This window comes from Mumia zhuanghuii (genome assembly GCF_042681565.1).
Classification (GTDB): Bacteria; Actinomycetota; Actinomycetes; order Propionibacteriales; family Nocardioidaceae; genus Mumia.
This window is the reverse complement of record NZ_JBHUFT010000008.1, coordinates 880,086-902,981: the sequence shown is the minus strand read 5'-3', so window position 1 is coordinate 902,981 and position 22,896 is coordinate 880,086. Positions and strand designations below refer to the sequence as shown.

Genomic DNA, 22,896 nt, shown 5'->3' with positions numbered 1-22,896 from the left:
CATAAGGTGTCAATACTTTGTCAGGACATATAGACGTTCTTACGTCAGCTGGTCCTATAGTTCTCGCATGGGTGCTGGGCCAGACATCTCGCTCGACCGGTCGAGTCCGGTGCCGCTGTACTTCCAGATCGCCGAGCAGCTCGAGGGGGCGATCGTCAGCGGCACGCTCGCGCCCGGCGACCGGATCGACAACGAGCTCGCCCTCGCAGGTCGTCTCGGCCTCTCCCGCCCGACGGTCCGCCAGGCGATCCAGGTCCTCGTTGACAAGGGCATGGTCGTCCGCAAGCGCGGGGTCGGCACCCAGGTCGTGCACGGCAAGGTCCGGCGCTCCGTCGAACTCACCAGCCTTTACGACGACCTCGCCGCCGCTGGGCAGGACCCGCGTACGGAGGTGCTCGGGCTGCACCGCATCGAGGCCGGCGAGGATGTGGCCCGTGAGCTCCAGCTCGAGCCGGGCACGCCCGTGTGGTCCCTCGAGCGCGTCCGCTACATCGGCGACGAGCCGCTCGCGCTCATGCACAACCTGCTCCCGGCGCCGCTGCTCGACCTCGGCGAGATCGACCTCACCGACGTCGGTCTCTATGCGGCGATGCGCAGCGCCGGGATCTGGATGCGGGTCGCCAAGCAGCGGATCGGCGCCCGGCGCGCCGACGCAACGGAGGCACGGCTCCTGTCAGAGCGCAAAGGCGCTCCCCTGCTGACCATGCAGCGCACCGCATACGACGATGCCGGACGCGCGGTCGAGTACGGCGAGCACGCGTACCGGCCCGACCTCTACGCCTTCGAGATCACGCTCGTCGACCGCTGAGCCGCACCAGCGACCCCTCCGTGAGGGGACGCCTGCGGCGGCCTCGACGCGCGCGGCGCCGGACGGTGCGTGCCATGTCGGCGGCACCGATCATGCCCGCGTCGTTGCCCAGGTGTGCACGGACGATCAGCGCCTCCGGCCGGAAGCCGCGCCCCGTCAGCGTGTGTCGGAAGGCAGCCCGTGCCGGCTCGAGCAGCAGGTCGTCGGCATCGGATACTCCTCCGCCGACCACGAAGAGGCCCGGGTCGAACGCCGCGGCCAGGTTGGCGATCCCGACCCCGAGCCACGTCCCCACGTCGTGCAGCGATCGGATCGCGTCCTCGTCGCCCTCGCGCGCCAGCTCCGACACGACAAGACCGTTCACCCGGTCGGCATCACCGTCGACGCGCTCGAGCAGTCGCTTGCCATAGACTTCGCCGCGCTCCACCGCCGCCTGAGCGTCACGGATCAGCGCGTTTCCGCTCGCGTACTGCTCGAGGCACCCTCGGTTGCCGCACTCGCACGCCCGACCGTCGGGCACCACGATCATGTGTCCGAACTCGCCGGCGATGCCGAACCGGCCCCGGTGAGGGCGTCCGTCGATCACGAGCGACCCGCCGATGCCGGTGCCGAGGGTCAGACAGACCATGTCCTCCTCGTTTTGGGCGGCGCCGAAGCGCCACTCCGCCCACGCGGCGGCGTTGGCGTCGTTGTCGACGAGGACCGACAGGCCGGTACGCCGCTGCACCGCGTCGCGCAGCGGCTCGTGCCTCCACGCGAGGTGGGGAGAGAAGAGGACCGTCGACTGTGTCGCGTCGACGAACCCCGCCGCACCGATGCCGACCGAGGTGACGTGGTGGTGCTGGCGCAGCCTCGCCACGATGCCCGCGATCGCGTCGAGGACCGCCGCCGGGCTCGTGGTCGGCGTGTCACGGCTCAGGCGCTCGAGCACGTGCCCGTCGAGGTCGACGACGCCGGCCTTGACCCGGGTGCCACCGATGTCGATACCGATCGAGAGACGCTCAGCCATCCGTGCTCCCCGTCACCGTGTCCGGGCCAGATCGGCTGCGCCGATCATGCCGGCATCGTTGCCGAGGCTTGCGGGGCGCAACGCCGCCTGCGGCCGGTAGACGGGGGCCGACAACGACCGCAGGAACGCCGTCCGTGCCGGCTCCAGCAGCAGGTCGCCGGCGCGAGCGACACCGCCACCGATCGCCACCACGCTCGGGTCGATCACCGCGGCGAGGCTCGCGATGCCCTCGCCGAGCCAGCGGCCGACGTCGGCGATCAGATCGATCGCCATCGGGTCGCCCTTCTGCGCCTGCTCGGTCACCATCTGGCCGGTGATCAGCGAGACGTCACCGTCGACGAGCGTGGCCAGCGGCTTCGCGAGATCGATCTGCGCGCTGATGCGGTCGCGGGTCTCTCGCACGAGCGCGCGCCCGCTGGCGTACTGCTCCCAGCAGCCGTACTGGCCGCAGCCGCAGCGGATCCCCGCCGGGACCATCCGCAGGTGCCCGATCTCGCCCGCGACGCCGAAGGCGCCGCGGTCGAGGCGGCCGCCCTGGATGATGCCGCCACCGATCCCGGTGCCGACCGTGACCAGCAGCATGTCGTCGACGTCGGCGCCCGCACCGAAGCGGAACTCGCCCCACGCCGCGGCGTTGGCGTCGTTCTCGATGACGACGGGGAGGTCGACCAGAGCCTCGAGGCGGTCGGCCAGCGGCTCGTCGATCCACTTGATGTTGGGGGCGAACAGCACCGTACGACGGGCTGCATCGACGAAGCCCGCGGCGCCGACGCCCACGGCCTCGACGTCGTGGTCGCGCTTGAGCGCGTTGACTGACTCCGCGACAGCGTCGACGATCAGCGTGGGGTCGGTCGCCGGCGTCTTGCGCCGGTCGTGGGCCACGACGGCGCCGTGCTCGTCGACGACCGCGACGGCGATCTTCGTCCCGCCGATGTCGACTCCGACCGTCACTGCCATGGCCCGTCCTCCACATCGATGTTCTCCACCGGGTCGTCGGCACGCTTGCCGTCGTCCCCCGCCTCTCGGGGCGTTGCCCACGACTCCACCACACCACGAGCCGCGAGCGTCAGCGAGGTCAGCGCTGAGACCAGGTGCTCGGCCACCTCGGGGCGTGCATGGCGCACGACCGTGAGCAGCTGGCAGAGCGGGCAGTAGTCACAGACCTCCGGACGGTGCTCGTGCGGGATCGCGCCCGCTTCACCGTCCGTGTCACCGTTCGCCTCACCACCGGCGGCGAACCGACCCTCGGTCGCCTGCTGGGCAAGCACACGGGCCAGCTTCATCGCCTCGTGCGCCAGGGTCCCGACGTCGTCGCCGCCGCTCGGTGCAGTCATGCCTCTCCTCGTACGGATTCCGGTGGGGTGCAGCGCGGGTGGGGTCGTCAGATCCTACCGAGGGCCGCGACCACGACGGTATCGCTCAGGGTGTCGCCCGCGTCTCGGGCGGCGGTGCAAACCGTACGGCGAGGTGACCGGCATCGAGGTGCGCTCCTGTGACCGCGTACCTAGTGAGCATCGAAGGGAGCGCCAGCACCCGCCGGTACGACCCCACAGTGACCACCAGATCGCCGCCGTGACGGGTCAGCCCGACCTCTCCCCCGGTCGCGAACGGCAGCGCCAGACGCAGCTCGACCTCGGCGCCGCGGCGCACCACGTCCATCGGCGGTGGCGCATCGACGACCGCGACCGGGTCGGACTCCCCGTACGCGGCGCGTGCCAGCTCGGCGAGGGCGGCTGCGCCCACCGGCTCCCTCGGCGCGTACTCGGCGCGCCACACCGGGAGCGGCGCGAAGGACGCCTCCACGTCGGCCAGGGTCTCGCGCTGCGCCTCGGCCCACGTGCGGCGCCACTTGTCGTCGTCCGAGTCGGGGAAGACGCGGTTCGCGACCACCCCGTCGACCGTGTAGCCGTACAGCGACAACGTCGTCAGCGCCCTGCGCGCCTCGGCGACCACCACCGACTCCGGTGTGAGCACCAGTCGCACCGACGAGGTGGGAGCAGCCAGGAGCGTCCGCACCTCACGCAGGTCGGCGTGCAGGCGCTGCACGGCCTCACCGACCCTCGGTTCGGGGACCGGTACGCCCGCCGCGCGAGCGAGCGCCGGTGTCACGGCCCGGACGACCCGGCTGCCGGAGGTGGCGAGGCGGTCGAGGTACCAGCCGAGCGCCTCCGGCAGCGCGAGGAGCCGGAGCGTCTCGGCGGTCGGGGCGCAGTCGACGACCACGAGGTCCCACGCGCCCGAGACGACCTCGTCGCGCAGCGCCAGGAGCGCGAGCACCTCCTCGGCACCCGGGAGGACGGTGATCTCCTCGGCGGTGATCGGGTCGGTGCCGGCGGCGTCGAGGACCGCCCGCAGGTAGTCCTGGATCGACGCCCACGAGTCCTCGAAGCGTCGCTGCGCGTCGACCTGCTGGATCCACACGCGCTCCGCCACGGGCGTGTGGCCGTCGGCCGACCCTCCGGCCGAGACGCCGAACGCGTCGGAGAGCGAGTGCGCGGCGTCGGTCGACAGCACCAGCGTCCGCAGGCCTCGCTCGCCGGCGAGCACCGCCGTACCGGCCGCCGTCGTCGTCTTGCCGACTCCGCCCTTGCCCGTCAGGAGCACCACGCGGGTCACCCCGCGGCCTCGTACGGTCATTCCGGCGTCGACTCGACGCGCTTCTTCAGACCTTTGAGGGCGGTGTCGATGATGACCTTCTCGGCCTTGCGCCGAAGCATGCCGAGGAGCGGGATCGAGACCTCGACGGCGAGCCGGTAGGTGACGCGGGTCGACCCACCGCCCAGCGCGTCGAGGACGTACGCACCGTCCATGCCCTTGAGCATCGCGCCCGGCTCGGCGATCTCCCACTCGACCTTGTGGTCGCCGTCCCAGGTGTAGGCCAGCGTGTAGGTGTCGCGGATCGGCGTCGCGTCCAGGATGAACTGGACCTGCGTCGCACGGGCGCCGAACTCGTCGAGGGCGACGACCTGGGCCTCCTTCACGCCGGTCGCCCAGGTCGGGTACGTCGCGAAGTCCGCGATGACTGCCATGATCGCGCTGGGCTCCGCGTCGACCACGATGTCGCTGGTCGTCTGATCGGTCATCGAGAGCCTCCTGCTCGATCGTTGCTGGGCCCGACCTTATCGCGCGGTGCTGTCGGCCCCGGCACGCCCACGCGGCTCGCGCTCGACGTGGTCGGGAGCCGCTCCGACCACGCGGTCGGCGTCGAGGGTGTCGCGAACCTCGGTCACCCAGCGCTTGAGCCGGACCCGGTACGCCCGGTCGAGCGCGGAGCGCGCCCGCTCCGACCGCGGCGCGACCGCCGGATCGGCCTGGAGGAAGACATGGATCACCGTGCCTTCGGCGACCTCTTCCAGCCACACCTCGGCAGTGCCCTCGAGCCCACGTGAGACCGTCCAGCGCTTGCCCCGCAGACCCCGGTCCTCGAAGCAATCAAGCCGCACGTCGGCCAGCACATCGCCCCACGCGGCCTCGGCGCAGAGGACCTTCCGCAACGCCGACGGTGGAACCGCCGCGTACGTCTGGTCGATCACATCGACGGCCGGCATCGGGTCTCCTTTGGGGGTGCTCCGGTCGATGACTGTAACCTGCCCGAGGGGAAGTACGTCTTCTCGACGTACCCGTAATTCTTGAACGGAGGCAGCGTGCGTACCTACGCAACCCCGGCCACATACCAGGTCCCGGGCACCGGGAGCATCACGAACGACGTGCTGGCGTGGCTGGACAAGGACCCGGGACGGGTCGCTTTCCAGCGTCGGGTGGACGACGCGTGGGTCGACCTCACGATCACCCAGTTCCACGACCAGGTCGTCGCCGTCGCCAAGGGGTTCATCGCTGCCGGTGTGGCACCGGGTGACCGCATCGGCATCCTCGCGCGCACCAGCTACGAGTGGACCCAGGTCGACTACGCGCTGTGGTGGATCGGCGCCGTGAGCGTCCCGATCTACGAGTCGTCCTCGGTCGAGCAGATCGCCTGGATCCTGGCCGACTCCGACTCTGTCGGCTGCGTCGTCGAGAGCGACGTCCACGCGAAGCGGGTCGAGGAGTCGCGCGAGCACCTCCCCGCACTCAAGACGCTCTGGCGCATCGACGAGGGCCTCGACGGGCTCGCCGAGTCCGGCGCGAGCATCTCCGACGAGGACGTGGCCGCGCGCCGCGACGCCGTCGCACCGTCCGACCTCGCGACGATCATCTACACGTCGGGCACCACCGGCCGGCCCAAGGGCGCCGAGCTGACCCACGCCAACTTCATGTTCGAGCTCGCCGGCTGCATCGAGATCCTGCCTGCGATCTTCGACCGTGACGACGCGGTGACACTGCTGTTCCTCCCGCTCGCGCACGTGTTCGCCCGGATCATCGAGGTCGGGTCGATCCGCGCAGGCGTCAGGCTCTCGCACACGCCCGACGTCAAGAACCTCCTGCCCGAGCTGGCAGAGATCAAGCCGACGTTCATCCTGGCCGTCCCGCGCGTCTTCGAGAAGGTCTACAACGGCGCCAGCCAGAACGCCCATGCCTCGGGCAAGGGCAAGATCTTCGACCTCGCGACCTCCACGGCCATCGCGTACAGCCGTGCCCGTGAGTCCGGCAAGCGCATCGGTCCGGTGCTCAAGGCGAAGCACACCGTGTTCGACAAGCTGGTCTACACCAAGCTGCGTACGGCCATGGGTGGCCACGTTGAGCACGCCATCTCCGGCGGCGCCCCGCTCGGCGAACGCCTCGCGCACTTCTTCTCTGGCGTCGGCATCACCGTCATCGAGGGGTACGGCCTCACCGAGACGACCGCCGCGCTCGCCGCGAACATCGTCGAGGACTCCAAGATCGGCACCGTCGGACGCCCGCTCCCCGGCACCGAGGTGCGTGTCGCCGAGGACGGTGAGCTGCTGTTCCGCGGTGGCCAGGTCTTCCGCGGCTACTGGAACGCCCCCGAGGCCACCGCCACGGCGATCGACGCCGACGGCTGGTTCCACACCGGCGACGTCGGCGAGATCGACGCCGAGGGCTTCGTGTCGATCACGGGTCGCAAGAAGGAGATCATCGTCACCGCAGGCGGCAAGAACGTCGTCCCAGCCGTGCTCGAGGACCGCGTCCGCGCCCACGTCCTGGTCAGCCAGGCCGTCGTGGTTGGTGAGGGCAAGCCGTTCGTCGGCGCGCTCGTCACGCTCGACGCCGAGGCGGTCGGCCCCTGGCTGGAGCAGCAGGGCCGAGCTGTCGACACCCCGATCGCGGAGCTCGCGGAGGACATTGACGTCATCGCAGCGGTCCAGACGGCCGTCGACGAGGCCAATACGCACGTCTCGCGCGCGGAGTCGATCCGCAAGTTCCGTATCCTCCCGATCGACTGGACCGAGGAGGGCGGCCAGGTGACGCCGACCCTCAAGCTCAAGCGCAACGTCGTGATGCGCGAGCACCGCGACGACGTCGAGTCCCTCTACCAGTAGCTCGGCATCTGCTTGCGTGGTGAGCGCACCGTTGGCGTGCGGCCGTTGGTGGGGCTGGGCGTCCACCCCACACGCACTCGTGGACGCTGCCGCACCGACGTACGGGTGGGCCTGCGGCTGCCGTCGGTGCCTGCGGATGTCGGTTGCTCAGTAGCCACGTCATCTGGCCGCGTGACGACAAAGCCCCGGCCCACCGCGAGGTGGACCGGGGCTCTTGCCGCACGCGCGTCACCCGACGCGGTGCCGCACGCGCGTCACCCGACGCGACGGACTCCGCTCACGGGCATCACGTCCACCGACACGACCTCGACGCTGCGGCCGGGACGCGGGGCGTGGACCAGCTTGCCGTCACCGAGGTAGATGCCAACGTGGCTGACCGGGCTGTAGTAGAACACGAGGTCGCCCGGGCTCATCGACGAGCGGGACACGGACGTGCCCATGCCCGACTGCGCCGACGACGAGTGCGGCAGCGACACGCCCGCTGCGCCGAACGCGGCCATCGTCAGACCGGAGCAGTCCCAGCTGCCCGGACCCGCTGCACCGTACACGTAGGGCTCACCGAGTTGCGCAAGCGCGAAGTCGATCGCCTTCTTGGCGCGGCCGGAGGCGTTCACCTTGGGCGCGCTCGACGAGGCACGGTCGTCGTCACGCGAGGTGCCGCCGCCGTGATCGCCGTTGTAGACCTCTTCGCGCTCCGCGGGCGTCAGCCGCGCCACCACGGCCTCGGCCTCCGCGACACGCTTGTCGAGGGTCGCCTGCTGCTTCTTCATCTCGCCCTGGGCATCGGAGATGACCTCGAGCTTGGACGAGAGCTGCGTGCGGCGCACCTTCAGCTCGTCGGCCTCGCGCTCGAACGCTGCCAGGCGGTCGGCCTGCGTGCTGTTGTACGACTGCAGCGCCGCCAGGCCGTTGAGGAACTCGTCGGGATCACCGCTCGCGAGCAGCTGGGTCGTAGGGCCCATCGGCGAGCTGGTAAGACGGTCGGTGATGGTCTTGGCGAGATCGTTGCGGACCCCGTCGACCTCGGACTCCTGCACCTTGACGTCCGCGCGGAGCTTCTTGATCTGCTTCTTGGCGCCCTCGACCTCTGTCTTGAGCTCGAGGTAGCGCTCGTTCGCCTGCTCGGCTTCGTGGCTGAGCTTGGCCACCTTGCGCTGGGCCTCTGCAAGGCTCGGCGCCTGGGGGTCTGCTGCACTCGGCGACGCACTGAGCGTCGCGGCGAGAACCACTCCTGAGCCAGCGGCGATGGCTGCCTTCATCGACAGCTTGCGGCCGTTCCGCACGTGGGACGGTCTCCTTCGCGTTCTCGACGCCTACCGGGTGAGCTGACGGGTTCGGGCCAAGAACGTGCCCTACCGCGCCCGTGGTGCAGCGCGGATTCACCCCAGGAACGCGTGGGTCCCCGGCTCCGGCGTCGATCGGGGGACCTCGGCCGAACTAGGCGGCTTGCCTGCGCTCTCCGGGGTAGAGAACTCCTCAGGCACGCGAGCCTCACCCTACGCAAGGTGGGGGCCAAGAATCAACGACGACAGGGCCCGATTGTGCACGGTGTGCTTACTCACCCTGAACCTCACGGCTCGTCGGGCGCCTCGCTCTCGACCGACGTCACGAGCCGGAGCGGTGGCACGAGGCCGGCAGAGCTCAGTGCGGCGAGTGCTGCCCCCTCCTCGGCGTCGAGCCGTACGGCGTCGTCAGGAGGCCCGAGGAGCGCGGTGACGACGCAGTCGCCGCACGCCCGGGGGCGCGCCAGGCAGCGGGCGCAGTCGATCGTGAGGGACTCGCCGTGGCCCGTCGCCGGTCCCGGCTGCTGGTGGAGCACGCGAGATTCGTTCATGCTCGGCACGCTACGACCGTGGGCTGACAGAAAGCGGGACCAGCGACACGCCGTACGACCCGGCGATTCGTCCGTGATGTCAGAGCCGCGACCTAACGTCACCCTCATGAAAGCCCCCTCCCCCGCGTCGCCCGTCCCCGTCCAGGGGACTCTCGACGAGCTGGGCCGCGACCTGTCCGCCGTCACGTTCTGTGTGGTCGACCTGGAGACCACAGGCGGCTCGGCGTCCGCCGGCTCGATGATCACCGAGATCGGCGCGGTCAAGGTACGCGGTGGCGAGATCCTCGGCGAGTTCCAGACCCTCGTCGATCCCGAGGGCGAGATCCCGACCTTCATCGCGGTGCTGACCGGCATCACCGACGCAATGGTCGTCGGCGCTCCCCGCATCGGCGAGGCGCTGCCGTCGTTCCTGGAGTTCGCGCGCGGCACGGTGCTCGTCGCGCACAACGCGCCGTTCGACGTCGGGTTCCTCAAGCACTTCTCGGCCGCGCTCGACCTCATGTGGCCCGGCTTCGAGACCCTCGACACCGCACGCCTCGCACGCCGCGTCCTCGTGCGCGACGAGGTCCCCAACTGCAAGCTCGGCACCCTCGCACGCCACTTCCGCTCCACGACGACGCCCAACCACCGCGCCCTTGCCGACGCGCGGGCCACTGTCGACGTGCTCCACGCGCTACTCGAGCGCGTCGGCACGATGGGCGTGACCACGATGGAGGAGCTCGCGACCTTCAGCGCGCGGGTCAGCCCGGCCCAACGTAAGAAGAGCCGGCTCGCCGACCACCTCCCGCACTCCCCCGGCGTCTACCTGTTCCGTGACCGCCACGAGCACGTCCTGTACGTCGGGACGTCCAAGGACCTCCGTACCCGGGTGCGCTCCTACTTCACGTCGAGCGAGACCCGCACCCGCATGGGCGAGATGATCGCGCTCGCGACCCGCGTCGAAGGCATCACCTGCGCCACCGCGCTCGAGGCGCAGGTGCGCGAGCTCCGGCTGATCGCGCACCACAAGCCGCCCTACAACCGGCGCTCGCGCCATCCCGAGCGGGCAACCTGGATCAAGCTCACGCGCGAGCCGTGGCCGCGCCTGTCGTACGTCCGCAAGACCGACGACGACGCCGACTACCTCGGCCCGTTCACCCGGCGCGCCTCGGCGGAACAGGTCGCGTCCGCGCTGCACGAGGCGTTCCGCATCCGCCAGTGCTCCGGCCGTCTGCCGCTTCGTCCGTCCCGTACGGCGTGCGCGCTCGCCGAGATGGGGGGCTGCCTCGCCCCGTGCGACGGGTCGACCACCGACGCCGAGTACGCCACAGAGGTCGAGCGTGTCCGTGCCGCGATCCTCACCGACCCGGTCGAGGTCGTCGAGGCCTCCACCGACCGCATGCGGACCCTCGCCTCGCAGGACCGCTTCGAGGACGCCGCACGAGAGCGGGACCGCCTCGTCAGCCTCCTGCAGGCCACGCACCGCAGCCAGCGGCTCTCGGCGCTGCTCTCGTGCAGGGAGGTCGTCGCCGCTCGCCCGCTCGACCCGGCACGGCGCGAGTGGGAGGTCCACATCGTCCGGCACGGTCGGCTCGTGGCGGCGGGCGTCATGCCGGCGACGACACCGTCCCGCCCGTGGGTCGACGCCCTCCGGGCCATCGCGGAGACAGTGGTCCCGGAGCAGGCCCCGGCCGCGACGGCCGCGGAGTCCGAGCTCGTGCTGCGCTGGATGGAGTCCGAGGGCGTCCGCCTCGTGGACCTCGACGGCGAGTGGGCGAGCCCTGCCCGCGGGGCCGGCCGGCACCTTCCGATCGTCGAGGCCGCAGAGCGATCACGTGCGCTGGCCGCCCCCTTCGACGAGGCCGGGGGCGACGGCTGGCGCACCGAGCACCGGCCCCGTCGATGACGAGTAGGCTGCCCCGCGTACCCCGACTCGTCCGCCAGGAGGGCCCGTGATCACCGCGATCGTGTTCATCAATGCCGAGGTCGACCGCATCCCCGAGGTCGCTGAGGAGATCGCCGCCCTCGACGGCGTCAGCGAGGTCTACTCGGTCACCGGGCACATCGACCTGATCGCGCTCGTGCGCGTCCGTCGGACCGAGGACATCGCCGACGTCGTCGCCGACCGCGTCAACAAGGTCGCCGGCGTCCGCTCGACCGAGACGCACATCGCCTTCCGGACGTACTCCCAGCACGACCTTGAGTCGGCGTTCAGCATCGGCGGTGACCTCGAGTAGCGAACCCGGCCCTCAGACCTCGCGCTGAGAGGCCGCGGCCCACTCGTCGAGTGCACGCAGCGCCGCACCGGAGTCGAGCGCCTCGCGCGCCAGCGCCGTGCTGCGTTCCATCCGCGCGAGAAGGTCGTCCGTGGACCCCTCGTATGCGGCCAGACCCGCGCCGGCGTTGAGCACCACGGCGTCCCGTACGGGGCCCTGCTCGCCCTCGAGCACGCGCCTGAACACCGCGGCGTTGTACGCCGGGTCGCCACCGCGCAGCGCCTCGGCCGACGACAGCGCGATGCCGAGGTCGCGGGGGTCGAAGGTCTGCTGAGTGACCGACTTGGCCCCTTCCGGACCTCCGACGACCCACACCTGCGACGTCGTCGTGGTGGTGATCTCGTCGAGACCGTCGTCCCCGCGGAACACCAGCGCGTCGAGGCCCCGGCGTGCGAACACGCCGGCGACGACTGCGGCCATCCGGGCGTCGGCGACACCGACTGCCATCGCAGCGGGCCGGGACGGGTTGGTCAGCGGGCCGAGGAAGTTGAACGCGGTCGGGATGCCGAGCTCCTTGCGCGGAGCGGCGGTGTAGCGGAAGGACGCGTGGAACACCGGGGCGAAGCAGAACGTGATGCCCGTCTCGGTCGCCAGCTGCGCGACCCGCTCCGGTGTGAGGTCGAGACGGACGCCGAGCTTCTCCAGGACGTCGGCGGCGCCGCTCGCGCTCGACGCAGCGCGGTTGCCGTGCTTGACGACCAACGCTCCGGCCCCGCGCATCGTGACCGCTGACATCGTGGAGATGTTGACCGTCTTCGCCCGGTCACCCCCCGTACCGACGATGTCGACCGTACGGCCAGGGACCTCGATCATCCGTGCGTGGTCGAGCATGGTGGCCGCCAGCCCCTCGACTTCGGCCACCGTCTCGCCCTTGGCGCGCAGCCCGACGGCGAATCCGGCGATCTGCGCGGGCGAGGCGTTGCCGCTGAGGATCTCCTCCATCGCCCAGGACGTCTGCTCCTGGGTGAGATCTTCACCACCGACGAGCGCGCCCAAGATCTCCGGCCAGCGAGGGGCCTCGGTCATGCCGACGCCGCCGGGGCGGGCGCTAGGAGGGCGACCACCGCGTCGGCGAGACGCAGCGGGTCGACCGGGTGGTTCGAGACGCCGTCGGCCCGCGACCAGGTCGCGAGCCAGGCGTCCTGCTCGCGCGCGGTGAGCACGAGCAGGGGCGGGCAGCGGTAGATCTCGTCCTTCAGCTGCCTCGCCACACCCATGCCGCCTGCCGGCGTCGCCTCACCGTCAAGGATCGCCAGGTTGAAGCCGCCGGCGTCCATCTGCTGAAGGACGACGGGCAGCGTGGCGCACTCGACGTACTCGACCGGCGGGAGGTCCGGGTGGATCCTCCGCCCCAGGGCGGTCACCACCTGGGCCCGGGTTTCGGCGTCGTCGGAGTAGACGAGCACGCGCAGAGAGGCCTGGTGTTCGGATGCGGCTTCGGTGTTGGGATCGCTCACAGCGCGATCGTAGCGACTCCCGAGTCACTTCAGGCAGGGGTCGGGGATGCCTCGCCCACCTCAGGGGTTAATAATGACACCCGTGGCGACGACATCTGTGATCCCAGCATCCCGCCTGCACGGGCAGCCCAACCGACCGTCGCAGGTGACGGTCGGAACCGTGGTGTGGCTTTCGAGCGAGCTGATGTTCTTCGCGGCGCTCTTCGCCGCATACTTCACGATCCGCGCGGTGAGCCCCGAGCTGTGGGACCTTGAGACCGCCAAGCTCAACATCCCGTTCGCCACGGCGAACACGACGATCCTCGTGCTGTCGTCGGTCGCCTGCCAGTGGGGCGTCTTCGCCGCAGAACGGGGCAAGGTCGGCCGCAGTGGCAAGATCTGGCAGTTCCGCGAGTGGGGCCTTCGCGAGTGGTTCGCGTTGACCTACATCATGGGCGCGGTCTTCGTCGCCGGCCAGGCGCTGGAGTACGTCGAGCTCGTGCACCACGGCATCACGCTCTCCTCGTCCGGCTACGGGTCGACGTTCTACCTCGCGACCGGCTTCCATGGCATCCACGTCATCGGCGGTCTGATCGCCTTCCTGCTGATCATCGGCCGTACGTTCATGGCGCGGCGATTCACCCACGAGCAGGCGATCTCAGCGATCGTCGTCTCGTACTACTGGCACTTCGTCGACATCGTGTGGGTCGGGCTGTTCCTGACGATCTACGCCCTGCAGTAACGGTTCGCCACCAGGGAGCCGTCTTCGACGACCCCAGCGGCGAACCTCCAACAGAAGAACGCAAATAAGGCTTTAATCGAGAGATGACGTCCCCGCCGGGACGTCGCTGGCAAGGGGAACGAGGTTCACTCCGTGCGGTTCTTGTCCACCCACCGAAGGCACCCGCTCGCGGGTTACGCGGTGCTGCTCTTCGGCCTGCTCCTCGCGGGCGCGCTCTATGCCGCCCTCGCGCCCGGGAAGGCCGATGCCGACACCGCGGGTGACACAGCCAAGATCGAGCAGGGCCGCGAGCTGTTCCTGGTCGGATGCGCCAGCTGTCACGGTCTGAACGCCGAGGGCATCATGACCAAGAGTGGCGGCAACTACGGGCCGTCGCTGATCGGCGTGGGAGCTGCGGCCGTCGACTTCCAGGTCGGCACCGGCCGTATGCCCATGGCGCAGACAGCCCCCCAGGCTCCGCGCAAGGCCCCGGTGTTCAACGGTGAGGAGACCGAGGCGCTCGCCGCCTACGTCGCGAGCCTCGGCCCCGGTCCGGCCATCCCTGAGGAGGAGTACACCGACGTCTCGGACCTCTCCCAGGAGGACCTGACCCGCGGCGGTGAGTTCTTCCGTACGAACTGCACCGCTTGCCACAACTCGGTCGGCGCCGGTGGCGCCCTGCCCAGCGGGCGCTTCGCGCCGACGCTGCGCGACGTCAGCGGCAAGCACATCTACGAGGCGATGCAGACCGGTCCTCAGCAGATGCCCGTCTTCAACGACGACGTCATCACCCCCGAGGACAAGCGCGCCATCATCGGCTACATCAAGAACGTGCAGGCCCAGCCGCAGGGCGGCTTCGCCGGCGGCGGCCTCGGCCCCGTTGTCGACGGCATGTTCGCCTGGATCATCGGAATCGGCGGTCTGGTCGCTGTCGCCGTCTGGCTGGCAGCCCACGGCGCCCGGGTGAAGAAGAAGAGGTCATGAGCTCCGAATCCCACGACGCGCAGTCGACGAACGGCGTCGCCAAGCCGACCGGTGACGAGGTCGCCACGTCGGCACGCAACGACATCGAGCCGGCCGAGCCGATCGAGAACCCGGGGCTGCCCGAGCACCTCCCCCGTCCCACGGACGTAGATCCCAAGCTCGAGAAGCGTGCCGAGCGCCAGGTCGCCGGCATGTTCACGGCCGCGATCATCCTCACGATCGCCTTCTGCGTCGCCTACTTCGCCATCCCCAAGGATGCCGAGATCTTCGGCTGGTTCTCCCTGAACCTCGCCCTCGGCGTCACCCTCGGCGGCGCGCTCTTCCTCATCGGCATCGGCGCCATCCAGTGGGCCAAGAAGCTGATGAACGACCACGAGGTCATCGAGATGCGTCACCCGGCGCGCTCCTCCGATGACGACCGTGAGGCAGCGCTCGACGTCCTCGACGAGGGCGTTGCTGACTCCGGCTTCGGCCGCCGTCCGCTGATCCGCCGGTCCCTGATCGGCGCCGTCGCGATCCTCGGCTTGCCGGCGATCGTCATGCTGCGTGACCTTGGCCCGCTGCCGGGCAACAAGCTCTTCCACACCGTCTGGCGCAAGGGCATGCGAGTCGTCAACGACGTCTCCGGCATGCCGCTGCGTCCGGCCGACATCGAGGTCGGCCAGCTGGTCAACGCCCAGCCCGACGTCTTCTTCGAGACCGACAGCCACGGCCACGCGGTGTTCCACGGCACGAAGCTTCTCCAGGCCAAGGCCAAGGCGTCCGTGATCGCGGTCCGGATCCGTCCCGATGACATCAAGCCTCGCAAGGGGCAGGCCAACTGGGACGTGGACGGCATCATGGTCTACTCCAAGATCTGCACGCACGTCGGCTGCCCGATCAGCCTCTGGGAGCAGCAGACGCACCATCTGCTCTGCCCGTGCCACCAGACCACGTACGACCTCGCCGACGGTGGCAAAGTCATTTTCGGCCCTGGCAAGCGCCCTCTCCCGCAGCTCCCGCTCGCGGTGGATGCGGACGGCTACCTCATCGCCACCAGCGACTTCCATGAGCCGGTCGGCCCGAGCTTCCCTGAGGTGAACCAGAACCGTGACTGAGACAGCGAGCCCCACCTCAACTCCGCTCAAGGACACGAACTTCGGCAAGAAGTCCGCTGGTCCCGTCGAGTGGCTCGACGACCGCCTCGGCCTCGCCGGCGTCGTTCGCAAGAACATCCGCAAGGTGTTCCCCGACCACTGGTCGTTCCTGCTGGGCGAGATCGCCCTGTGGAGCTTCATCGTGCTCCTGCTGACCGGGACCTTCCTCACGTTCTGGTTCCAGCCGAGCATGGCCGAGGTCCCCTACAACGGGTCGTACGAGCCGTTGCGCGGCCTGGAGATGTCGCAGGCGTACGCCTCAACGCTCAACATCTCGTTCGACATCCGTGGCGGCCTGCTGGTCCGTCAGATCCACCACTGGGCAGCCGCGCTGTTCATGGCGGCACTCATGGCCCACATGCTTCGGGTGTTCTTCACGGGTGCCTACCGCAAGCCGCGCGAGATCAACTGGCTGATCGGCATCGGCCTGTTCGCCGTGGGCCTGATCGAGGGCTTCGCCGGCTACTCGCTCCCCGACGACCTGCTGTCGGGCACCGGCCTGCGGTTCGTCGACGGTCTGATCCGGTCGATCCCGGTCGTCGGCAGCTATCTCGAGTTCTTCGTCTTCGGCGGCGAGTTCCCAGGCGACCTGATCATCGCGCGCCTCTACATGGCGCACATCTTCCTGCTCCCCGGGATCCTGCTCGGGTTGATCGCTGCCCACATGCTGCTGCTCGTCTACCACAAGCACACGCAGTGGCCTGGCCCCGGACGTACCGAGAAGAACGTCGTGGGCTACCCGATGCTCCCCGTGTACGCAGCCAAGGCCGGCGGCTTCTTCTTCGTCGTCTTCGGTTTCACGGCATTGATGTCGGCGTTCCTCCAGATCAACCCGATCTGGACGTACGGCCCCTACAACCCGTCCGAGGTCACGGCTGGCTCCCAGCCCGACTGGTACATGGGCTGGGTCGAAGGTGCGGTCCGCATCATGCCCAACTGGGAGTTCACGGTCGGCCCAGAGACGTTCTCCTTGAACGTCTTCATCCCGGGCGTGCTCCTGATGGGGTTGCTGTTCACGGTGCTGGCCATCTGGCCATTCTTCGAGTCCTGGGTGACCGGCGACAAGAAGGAGCACCACCTCCTGCAGCGTCCGCGCAACGCTCCGACCCGTACGGCGTTCGGCATCGCCGGTATGACGTTCTACGGCATCTGCTGGATCGCGGGTGGCAACGACATCATCGCGTTCAAGTTCAACCTGGACATCTTTACGATCACGTGGATCGCACGCATCGGTGTCTTCGTCGGACCGGTCATCGCGTTCATCATCACGCGGCGGATCTGCATCAGCCTGCAGCGAAAGGACAACGACACCGTCCTCCACGGCTACGAGACGGGCGTCATCGTCCGCTCCGCCGAGGGATCGTACGCCGAGGCGCACGCACCTCTGCCGGCTGACGCGGCGTACACGCTCACGGCGCGTCCCCGTGTCCCGGAGCTCACCGCTACGGAGGCCGAGGACGAGCACGGTGTCCGCAACCCCGAGGGCCGCAAGGCTCGTCTGCGGGCGTGGGCCAAGCGGTTCTTCTACGCGCACGACGTCGACAAGCCGACGACGGCCGAGGTCGAGCAAGCGGAGCACCACCTCCACGACGAGGTCTACCCGCCGCACGACTTCCCGGACGACTTCTCCGGCGTCAGCGAGACGGGTGTCCCGAAGCAGCACTGAGGAGACCGCTCCCGCGAAGGCCCCGCTCCCCCGCTCTGGGGGGCGGGGCCTTCCGCTGTTCCCGCTCCCCCAACGCGTACCCGCCCGCCCCGAACGGCGGCACCTCAGCGTCCACCGACACGCGCGCCGTGGACGCCCAGCGACCGACGCAGGCCCGTACGGAGGTGTGCCTCGCGGGCGAGCTCAGGAGAGGGCGGAGCCCTTGGCGAACTCGGTGTACGAGATGTTCCAGTCGGTCCAGCCGTTCTGCGGCTCGAGGACCTTCCGGTCGGAGTTGACGAATTTCACGGGATCGCCGATGTGCGAAATGCCGTACAGCCAGGCGGCGTTGCTCGTGCTCAGGCCAGTGCATCCGTGGCTGACGTTGGCGCTGCCCTGCGATCCCGTCGACCAGGGCGCCGCGTGGATGAACTCACCAGAGTTGGTGACGCGCATCGCGTAGCGCACGTTCTCGATGTTGTAGTACTCCGAGGAGCCTTCGGAGATCCCTGTCGTGGCGGCGTCCATCCGCTTCGACGGGTGCTTCTCCATGATGATCTTGGTCCCGTTGCGGGTCTGGAACCCCGCCTTGCCGGTCGTCGCCGGGAGCACCCGTGCGACCTTGCCGTTGATCTTCACCGTCGCCTTGTGGCGCGAGACGTCGACGACCGTGGTCACGGCCTGCTTGGTCACGCGGAACGACGTGTCACGGTCCTCCTGACCCCAGACGCCCTTGCCTGTACGGACGCCGTTGATGCCGGCGTGAACCTTCACCTTGGTGCCGGCAGGCCAGTACTTGCGGGGCCGGAAGTGGACCTCGGAGTCGCTCACCCAGCTCCAGGTGCCCTCGACTTTCGGGGTGGACGTCACGACCAGCCGCTTCTCGACCTCCGTCCGGCGCTTCACCGGGATGTCGAACCGCAGGATGACCGGCATCGCCACGCCGACGGTCGCACCGTCCATGGGTGAGACGGAGGCATAGGCCTGCTGGTCGAGAGATAGGTCCTGGGTACGGAACCGCCGCGACTCGGTGGACACGCGTCCGTCGTCGTCGCGCGTCGTCACCGCGACGGTGTAACGCTTGCCAGGCTCAAGGAGGGACGAGGCGGTCCAAGAGGCGCCGTCGGAAGTCACGGCGCCGTTCAGCGTGTTCTTGCGGGTCGGCTTGCCGCCGTAGTGGGCGGTGACCGCCGTGATCGTGCCATGACTGGCCCCGACGGTGACAGCAGTGTCGACCGGAATGTCCGCGTCGCCGTCGTCGACGTTGAAGGTCAGCTCGGTGGCGGGCGTCGGGGAGGCGGACGATGTCGGTGCGGCATCGCCTGCGCGGTCGCCAACGCCGTCGTCGCCTCCGGCCGAGCTGCAGCCGGCGATGAGCGCAGCCATCAGCAGGACGCCGAACAAACGGCGTCCTGAGTGCACGGCGGACTGGCGTCCCTGAACCTTCATCATCTCCCTACGAACACATACGGCCTCTCAGGGTAGCAATCGCTACCCAAAGAGGCCGTACATGGCTCGAGGCGGAGGTGTCAGTGGGCGTAGAGCCCGCGGTAGTACTCGAAGACCCAGCCGCAGAGCGCGATCACGCCGAAGACGCTCGCCATGGCGAAGAGCCACCAGCCGAAGATCGCACCGATCACCATCACGAGGATGGCCAGCGCCGACCAGAGCGGCCACCAGCTCCACGGAGGGTAGAAGCCGTACTCGCCGGCGCCTTCAGCGATCTCGGCATCGTCACGATCCTCCAGACGCGCCGGGATCTGCTTGGCGACGACCGCCAGGAAGAAGGTGAGGAGCAGGCCCAACAGAGCTGCCATCGCCAGGGCCGTCGTGCCCGTCGGGTCCTCGGACGCGATCCAGTAGATCGGCGTCACGATGGCGAGGAAGACGGAAACCGACGCGATGATCCACGCTTCGGCCTTCATCGGGTGCCACCTTCCGGCGAGTTGTCGGTCTGCTCGCGCAGAGCCTCTTCATGACCCTCGAGGTTCGGGGCGTCGGCCAGCGGGCTGTCGAGATCGTTGTCCGCGTGCTCGAGCATCGACAGCTCCGGGTGGTGGAGGTCGAACGCCGGGCTCTCGGAGCGGATCCGGGGCAGCGAGGTGAAGTTGTGCCGCGGCGGCGGGCTGGATGTCGCCCACTCGAGCGAGCGTCCCCAGCCCCACGGGTCGTCCACGCCGACCTTCGGGTTGTTGCGCGAGATCCACACGTTGTAGAAGAACGGCAGCGTGGAGATCGCGAGGACGACCGCGCCGATCGTCGACACCTGGTTGAGGACGGTGAACCCGTCAGTCGGCGAGTAGTCGGCGTAACGGCGCGGCATGCCCTCCACACCCAGCCAGTGCTGGACGAGGAACGTCAGGTGGAAGCCGACGAACAGCAGCCAGAAGTGGATCTTGCCGAGCCGCTCGTTGAGCATGTGCCCCGTCCACTTCGGCCACCAGTAGTAGAAGCCGGCGAACATCGCGAACACGACCGTGCCGAAGACGACGTAGTGGAAGTGAGCAACCACGAAGTATGAGTCGGACAGGTGGAAGTCGAGGGCGGGCGACGCGAGGATGACGCCGGTCAGACCACCGAAGAGGAAGGTCGTAAGGAAGCCCAGCGAGAACACCAGCGGGGTGTCGAAGCTGATCGACCCGCCCCATAGCGTGCCTATCCAGTTGAAGAACTTGACGCCTGTCGGCACCGCGATCAAGAACGTCATGAAGGAGAAGAACGCGAGGTCCACCGCCCCTGTGACGAACATGTGGTGGGCCCACACGGCGACGGAGAGGGCTGCGATCGCGAGCGTCGCGGCGACGAGGCCGATGTAGCCGAAGATCGGCTTGCGGCTGAAGACGGGCAGGATCTCACTGATGATGCCGAAGAAGGGCAACGCGATGATGTAGACCTCTGGATGCCCGAAGAACCAGAACAAGTGTTGCCAGAGGATCGGGCCGCCTGTTGAGGGGTCGAAGACATGGGTGCCGAGCTGACGGTCGGCGAACAGCGCGAGGAGCGCGGCAGCCAGGATCGGGAACGCGATCAGCACGAGGAGGCTCGTGACCAGGATGTTCCAGGTGAAGATCGGCATCCGGAACATCGTCATGCCGGGGGCGCGCATCGTGAAGATCGTCGTCACGAAGTTGACCGCACCGAGGATCGTGCCCAGGCCCGACATGTAGAGGCCGAGGACCCACATGTCACCGCCGACTCCCGGCGAGTTCACCGCGTCGGACAGCGGGGCGTACGCGAACCACCCGAAGCTGGCCGCACCACCAGGGACGAAGAAGCCTGCGACGGCCAGCGAGCTGCCGAACAGGAACAGCCAGAAGCTGAACATGTTGAGTCGCGGGAACGCCACGTCGGGCGAGCCGATCTGCAGCGGCATGATCCAGTTGGCGAAGCCGACGAACAGCGGCGTCGCGAACATCAGCAGCATGATCGTGCCGTGCATGGTGAAGAGTTGGTTGTAGGTCTCTTCGTCGACCACCTGCGTGCCCGGAGCGGCGAGCTCGGCACGGATCAGGAGGGCGAGGATGCCGCCGATCAGGAAGAAGGCGAACGACGCGACCAGATACATCGTGCCGATCTGCTTGTGATCGGTCGTCGTGAGCATCGAGACGACGCGCCTGCCCAGAGGCCGACGCTGCGTGGTCTCACTCAGGGGTTCGGCAACCGCAGTCACTCGTGCTCTCCGTTCTCTGCGTTCTGCGCCTCGGCAAGGCCGGCGATCTGGTTGGCCTCGACGCCGCCCTCAGGCTCACCGATCTGGCCGGCGGCCTGGAGCTTCTGCAGGTGAGCGTCGTACTCGTCACGCGAGACGATGTGCACCTTGAAGATCATGCGCGTGTGGTAGAGGCCGCACAGCTCGGCGCAGCGGCCGGTGAAGACACCCTCGCGGGTCGGGGTGAGGTCGAACGAGCCCTCCCGGCCGGGGACGATGTCCCGCTTGAAGTAGAACTCCGGGATCCAGAATGAGTGGATGACGTCCGGCGAGACGAGGTCGAAGCGGACCGACTCGTCGACCGCGAGCCAGAGCTCGGTCGGGTCGGCCGTGTCGCCGAAGTCGAAGACCGGCGTGCCGCCCGTCGCCTCTTCGTCGAGGTAGTTGAAGGTGAACTGCCACTTGCTGCCGACGACCGTGATGTGGTGCTCCGGGTCGTCGACCTCCTCGAGCATCTCGGTCTGCGACTTCACCGTCTGCGCGAAGAAGATCGCGACCACGATGACCGGCGCGACGGTGTAGAGCACCTCGAGCGGCAGGTGGTAGCGCAGCTGGTTGGGCACCTCGTTGCCCGGGCGGCGGCGATAACGCACCATCGCCCAGAACATGAGCCCGAGCACCAGCACCAGCACCACGGCACACGCGATCCACGCCCCCACCCACAGGACGAACATGTAGTCGACACGGTCGCTCGCACCCGGCGGAAGCGCCAAGCGCTCCCACTGGTTGGGGGAATCGGGCGAACAACCACTCAGCAGCACGATCGCTGCGACGGCGAAACCGAGCGCGACCGCCTTCGACCTGACCGGCCGTCGACGCTCGTCTTGTGCTCGCTCACCGCGCGCGAAGAGTTCCAGACCCACCAGGCGCCTTTCTGGCTCGTATCGACTCACACCGCAGTGTGCTTCCCGGCGCCGCTGACGCGACGTGTACCGGCCTCACTGCGAACAAAAACACCCTACTCCAGAGCGCTCCGCCCGTCCGGCAGAGGTCCCCTCAGAACGACGGGAGGCGTTCGTCTACGATGTCGGCCGCCGCGGCACCGTACTCGCTCCTGATGCGGGCGAGCAGGGCGTGACGCTCGAGCCGGTACTCCTGCGTGCCGGTCGTCTCCACGACGCTCGCGGCAAGCGCACAGCCGAGCTGGGCGCACTGCTCGTGAGGGAGGTCGACGCCGAGGCCGGCCAGGAAGCCCGCACGGAAGGCGTCGCCCACGCCGGTCGGGTCCACGGCGTTGATGCCGGCGATCGCGGGGACGTCGATCACGGTGCCGTCGGCCTCGTACACGCTCACGCCGTCAGCGCCGCGCGTCACGACACGGGTGCCGACGCGCTGCTGGATCTCGCCGGCGCTCCAGCCAGTCTTCTTCTCGGTCAGCGCGGCCTCGTACTCGTTGCTGAACAGGTATGTCGCGCCGTCGATGAGAGTACGGATCAGCGCGCCGTCGGCGAACGCCAGCTGCTGCGAGGGGTCGGCCGCGAAGCGGTAGCCGCGCGTCCGGCACTCCTCGGTGTGTCGGACCATCCCCTCTGGGTCGTCGGGGCCGATGAGCACGATGTCCCACCCGCCGACACGGTCGTGGATCGGCTTGAGCTCGATCTCACGGGCCTCGGCCATGGCACCGGCATAGAAGGTTGCGATCTGGGCCTGCGCCGCGTCGGTCGTGCAGACGAAGCGGGCGGTGTGCCGGGTCTCGGAGACGTGGACGCCGGAGCAGTCCACGCCGTGCCGCTCCAGCCACGAGCGGTAGTCGTCGAAGTCCTCGCCGACCGCGCCGATGAGGACGGGGTCCTCGCCGAGAGCAGCCAGCCCGAACGCGATGTTGGCACCGCACCCGCCGCGGCGTACGACGAGGTCGTCGACGAGGAACGACAACGAGATCTTGTCGAGCTGGTCGACGACGAGGGAGTCCGAGAACTTC

23 protein-coding genes and 1 riboswitch are annotated in these 22,896 nt (G+C 68.9%); of the genes, 8 read left to right on the top strand and 15 right to left on the bottom strand.

The features are described from left to right. Positions 1–67 precede the first annotated feature (67 nt). Positions 68–808: a GntR family transcriptional regulator gene (locus tag ACFSDF_RS12775; RefSeq protein WP_167008301.1), complete on the top strand. Its 741-nt coding sequence runs from the start codon at positions 68–70 to the stop codon at positions 806–808. Here ACFSDF_RS12775 and ACFSDF_RS12770 read toward each other — a convergent pair. From ACFSDF_RS12770 to ACFSDF_RS12745, 6 genes are all read right to left on the bottom strand, one after another. Further along, positions 789–1,817: an ROK family glucokinase gene (locus tag ACFSDF_RS12770; protein WP_167008298.1), complete on the bottom strand. Its 1,029-nt coding sequence runs from the start codon at positions 1,815–1,817 to the stop codon at positions 789–791. The two genes, ACFSDF_RS12775 and ACFSDF_RS12770, sit on opposite strands and share 20 nt — an antisense overlap. A 12-nt stretch (positions 1,818–1,829) precedes the next feature. Beyond that, entirely contained in the window at positions 1,830–2,774 is a 945-nt protein-coding gene (locus ACFSDF_RS12765) for an ROK family glucokinase (protein ID WP_167008295.1), read from the bottom strand. Beyond that, on the bottom strand, positions 2,765–3,151 hold the full coding sequence (locus tag ACFSDF_RS12760; protein WP_167008292.1) for a hypothetical protein: 387 nt from the start codon (positions 3,149–3,151) through the stop codon (positions 2,765–2,767). The genes ACFSDF_RS12765 and ACFSDF_RS12760 overlap by 10 nt, the downstream gene beginning before the upstream one ends. An 85-nt stretch (positions 3,152–3,236) precedes the next feature. Next, the gene (locus ACFSDF_RS12755; protein ID WP_377157745.1) at positions 3,237–4,424 is read right to left on the bottom strand and encodes an ArsA family ATPase; all 1,188 of its coding nucleotides are present in this window, start codon (positions 4,422–4,424) and stop codon (positions 3,237–3,239) included. A 26-nt stretch (positions 4,425–4,450) separates the two neighbouring features. Next, the gene (locus tag ACFSDF_RS12750) at positions 4,451–4,900 is read right to left on the bottom strand and encodes an SRPBCC family protein (protein WP_167008285.1); all 450 of its coding nucleotides are present in this window, start codon (positions 4,898–4,900) and stop codon (positions 4,451–4,453) included. A gap of 36 nt (positions 4,901–4,936) precedes the next feature. Beyond that, complete coding sequence (locus ACFSDF_RS12745) at positions 4,937–5,365, bottom strand: polyketide cyclase / dehydrase and lipid transport (RefSeq protein WP_167008282.1); 429 nt, start codon at positions 5,363–5,365, stop codon at positions 4,937–4,939. A gap of 96 nt (positions 5,366–5,461) precedes the next feature. Here ACFSDF_RS12745 and ACFSDF_RS12740 point away from each other — a divergent pair, with 96 nt between their 5' ends. Beyond that, complete coding sequence (locus ACFSDF_RS12740) at positions 5,462–7,255, top strand: AMP-dependent synthetase/ligase (protein WP_167008279.1); 1,794 nt, start codon at positions 5,462–5,464, stop codon at positions 7,253–7,255. A gap of 254 nt (positions 7,256–7,509) precedes the next feature. Here ACFSDF_RS12740 and ACFSDF_RS12735 read toward each other — a convergent pair whose 3' ends face one another. Together ACFSDF_RS12735 and ACFSDF_RS12730 are read right to left on the bottom strand one after the other, a co-directional pair. Beyond that, positions 7,510–8,538 (bottom strand): C40 family peptidase, encoded by a 1,029-nt coding sequence (locus ACFSDF_RS12735; protein ID WP_167008276.1) that lies wholly within the window; start codon positions 8,536–8,538, stop codon positions 7,510–7,512. An 11-nt stretch (positions 8,539–8,549) separates the two neighbouring features. Further along, positions 8,550–8,699, bottom strand: a riboswitch (cyclic di-AMP (ydaO/yuaA leader). A gap of 126 nt (positions 8,700–8,825) precedes the next feature. Next, positions 8,826–9,089, bottom strand: coding sequence for a hypothetical protein (locus ACFSDF_RS12730; protein WP_167008273.1), 264 nt, complete (start codon positions 9,087–9,089; stop codon positions 8,826–8,828). 106 nt (positions 9,090–9,195) lie between these two features. On the opposite strand from ACFSDF_RS12730, the gene ACFSDF_RS12725 reads away from it, so the two are divergent. Together ACFSDF_RS12725 and ACFSDF_RS12720 are read left to right on the top strand one after the other, a co-directional pair. After that, entirely contained in the window at positions 9,196–10,974 is a 1,779-nt protein-coding gene (locus ACFSDF_RS12725; protein WP_243843111.1) for a DEDD exonuclease domain-containing protein, read from the top strand. A gap of 46 nt (positions 10,975–11,020) precedes the next feature. Continuing rightward, complete coding sequence (locus ACFSDF_RS12720) at positions 11,021–11,305, top strand: Lrp/AsnC family transcriptional regulator (protein ID WP_167008268.1); 285 nt, start codon at positions 11,021–11,023, stop codon at positions 11,303–11,305. A gap of 12 nt (positions 11,306–11,317) precedes the next feature. Here the strand turns inward: ACFSDF_RS12720 and trpD are convergent, their stop codons facing one another. Next, entirely contained in the window at positions 11,318–12,370 is a 1,053-nt protein-coding gene (gene trpD, locus ACFSDF_RS12715; protein ID WP_167008265.1) for an anthranilate phosphoribosyltransferase, read from the bottom strand. After that, positions 12,367–12,801 carry an Rv3143 family two-component system response regulator gene (locus tag ACFSDF_RS12710; protein WP_167008262.1) on the bottom strand — a complete coding sequence of 145 codons (435 nt, stop codon included), beginning with the start codon at positions 12,799–12,801 and terminating at the stop codon, positions 12,367–12,369. The genes trpD and ACFSDF_RS12710 overlap by 4 nt, the downstream gene beginning before the upstream one ends. Positions 12,802–12,874: 73 nt before the next feature. Between ACFSDF_RS12710 and ctaE the strand changes: the two genes are divergently transcribed. The 4 genes from ctaE (at position 12,875) to qcrB (ending at position 17,287) form a co-directional block, all read left to right on the top strand. Beyond that, positions 12,875–13,522, top strand: a complete 648-nt coding sequence (gene ctaE, locus ACFSDF_RS12705; RefSeq protein ID WP_167008259.1) for an aa3-type cytochrome oxidase subunit III — start codon at positions 12,875–12,877, stop codon at positions 13,520–13,522. Positions 13,523–13,654: 132 nt separating this feature from the next. Continuing rightward, complete coding sequence (qcrC, locus tag ACFSDF_RS12700; RefSeq protein WP_167008256.1) at positions 13,655–14,485, top strand: cytochrome bc1 complex diheme cytochrome c subunit; 831 nt, start codon at positions 13,655–13,657, stop codon at positions 14,483–14,485. Next, positions 14,482–15,582: a cytochrome bc1 complex Rieske iron-sulfur subunit gene (gene qcrA, locus ACFSDF_RS12695; protein WP_167008254.1), complete on the top strand. Its 1,101-nt coding sequence runs from the start codon at positions 14,482–14,484 to the stop codon at positions 15,580–15,582. Before qcrC ends, qcrA begins: the two co-directional genes overlap by 4 nt. Further along, complete coding sequence (gene qcrB / locus ACFSDF_RS12690; protein WP_167008252.1) at positions 15,575–17,287, top strand: cytochrome bc1 complex cytochrome b subunit; 1,713 nt, start codon at positions 15,575–15,577, stop codon at positions 17,285–17,287. The genes qcrA and qcrB overlap by 8 nt, the downstream gene beginning before the upstream one ends. A 183-nt stretch (positions 17,288–17,470) precedes the next feature. On the opposite strand, the gene ACFSDF_RS12685 is transcribed toward qcrB, so the two are convergent. From ACFSDF_RS12685 to ACFSDF_RS12665, 5 genes are all read right to left on the bottom strand, one after another. Beyond that, the gene (locus ACFSDF_RS12685; RefSeq protein ID WP_167008249.1) at positions 17,471–18,715 is read right to left on the bottom strand and encodes a L,D-transpeptidase; all 1,245 of its coding nucleotides are present in this window, start codon (positions 18,713–18,715) and stop codon (positions 17,471–17,473) included. Positions 18,716–18,795: 80 nt separating this feature from the next. Beyond that, complete coding sequence (locus ACFSDF_RS12680; protein ID WP_167008246.1) at positions 18,796–19,191, bottom strand: cytochrome c oxidase subunit 4; 396 nt, start codon at positions 19,189–19,191, stop codon at positions 18,796–18,798. Then, the gene (ctaD, locus tag ACFSDF_RS12675) at positions 19,188–20,936 is read right to left on the bottom strand and encodes an aa3-type cytochrome oxidase subunit I (RefSeq protein ID WP_465264195.1); all 1,749 of its coding nucleotides are present in this window, start codon (positions 20,934–20,936) and stop codon (positions 19,188–19,190) included. Before ctaD ends, ACFSDF_RS12680 begins: the two co-directional genes overlap by 4 nt. Further along, the gene (ctaC, locus tag ACFSDF_RS12670; RefSeq protein ID WP_243843110.1) at positions 20,933–21,838 is read right to left on the bottom strand and encodes an aa3-type cytochrome oxidase subunit II; all 906 of its coding nucleotides are present in this window, start codon (positions 21,836–21,838) and stop codon (positions 20,933–20,935) included. The genes ctaD and ctaC overlap by 4 nt, the downstream gene beginning before the upstream one ends. Before the next feature lie 133 nt (positions 21,839–21,971). Continuing rightward, on the bottom strand, positions 21,972–22,896 hold a 925-nt coding region (locus ACFSDF_RS12665; protein WP_377157738.1), incomplete at its 5' end, for a carbohydrate kinase family protein.

Coding starts and splice junctions, on each gene's coding strand:
- ACFSDF_RS12750 (WP_167008285.1), bottom strand. CDS start 4,900: ATGACCGATCAGACGACCAGCGACATCGTGGTCGACGCGGAGCCCAGC.
- ACFSDF_RS12770 (WP_167008298.1), bottom strand. CDS start 1,817: ATGGCTGAGCGTCTCTCGATCGGTATCGACATCGGTGGCACCCGGGTC.
- qcrA (WP_167008254.1), top strand. CDS start 14,482: ATGAGCTCCGAATCCCACGACGCGCAGTCGACGAACGGCGTCGCCAAG.
- trpD (WP_167008265.1), bottom strand. CDS start 12,370: ATGACCGAGGCCCCTCGCTGGCCGGAGATCTTGGGCGCGCTCGTCGGT.
- ACFSDF_RS12760 (WP_167008292.1), bottom strand. CDS start 3,151: ATGACTGCACCGAGCGGCGGCGACGACGTCGGGACCCTGGCGCACGAG.
- ACFSDF_RS12680 (WP_167008246.1), bottom strand. CDS start 19,191: ATGAAGGCCGAAGCGTGGATCATCGCGTCGGTTTCCGTCTTCCTCGCC.
- ctaE (WP_167008259.1), top strand. CDS start 12,875: ATGACACCCGTGGCGACGACATCTGTGATCCCAGCATCCCGCCTGCAC.
- ACFSDF_RS12765 (WP_167008295.1), bottom strand. CDS start 2,774: ATGGCAGTGACGGTCGGAGTCGACATCGGCGGGACGAAGATCGCCGTC.
- ACFSDF_RS12685 (WP_167008249.1), bottom strand. CDS start 18,715: ATGAAGGTTCAGGGACGCCAGTCCGCCGTGCACTCAGGACGCCGTTTG.
- ACFSDF_RS12730 (WP_167008273.1), bottom strand. CDS start 9,089: ATGAACGAATCTCGCGTGCTCCACCAGCAGCCGGGACCGGCGACGGGC.
- ACFSDF_RS12745 (WP_167008282.1), bottom strand. CDS start 5,365: ATGCCGGCCGTCGATGTGATCGACCAGACGTACGCGGCGGTTCCACCG.
- ACFSDF_RS12725 (WP_243843111.1), top strand. CDS start 9,196: ATGAAAGCCCCCTCCCCCGCGTCGCCCGTCCCCGTCCAGGGGACTCTC.
- ACFSDF_RS12775 (WP_167008301.1), top strand. CDS start 68: ATGGGTGCTGGGCCAGACATCTCGCTCGACCGGTCGAGTCCGGTGCCG.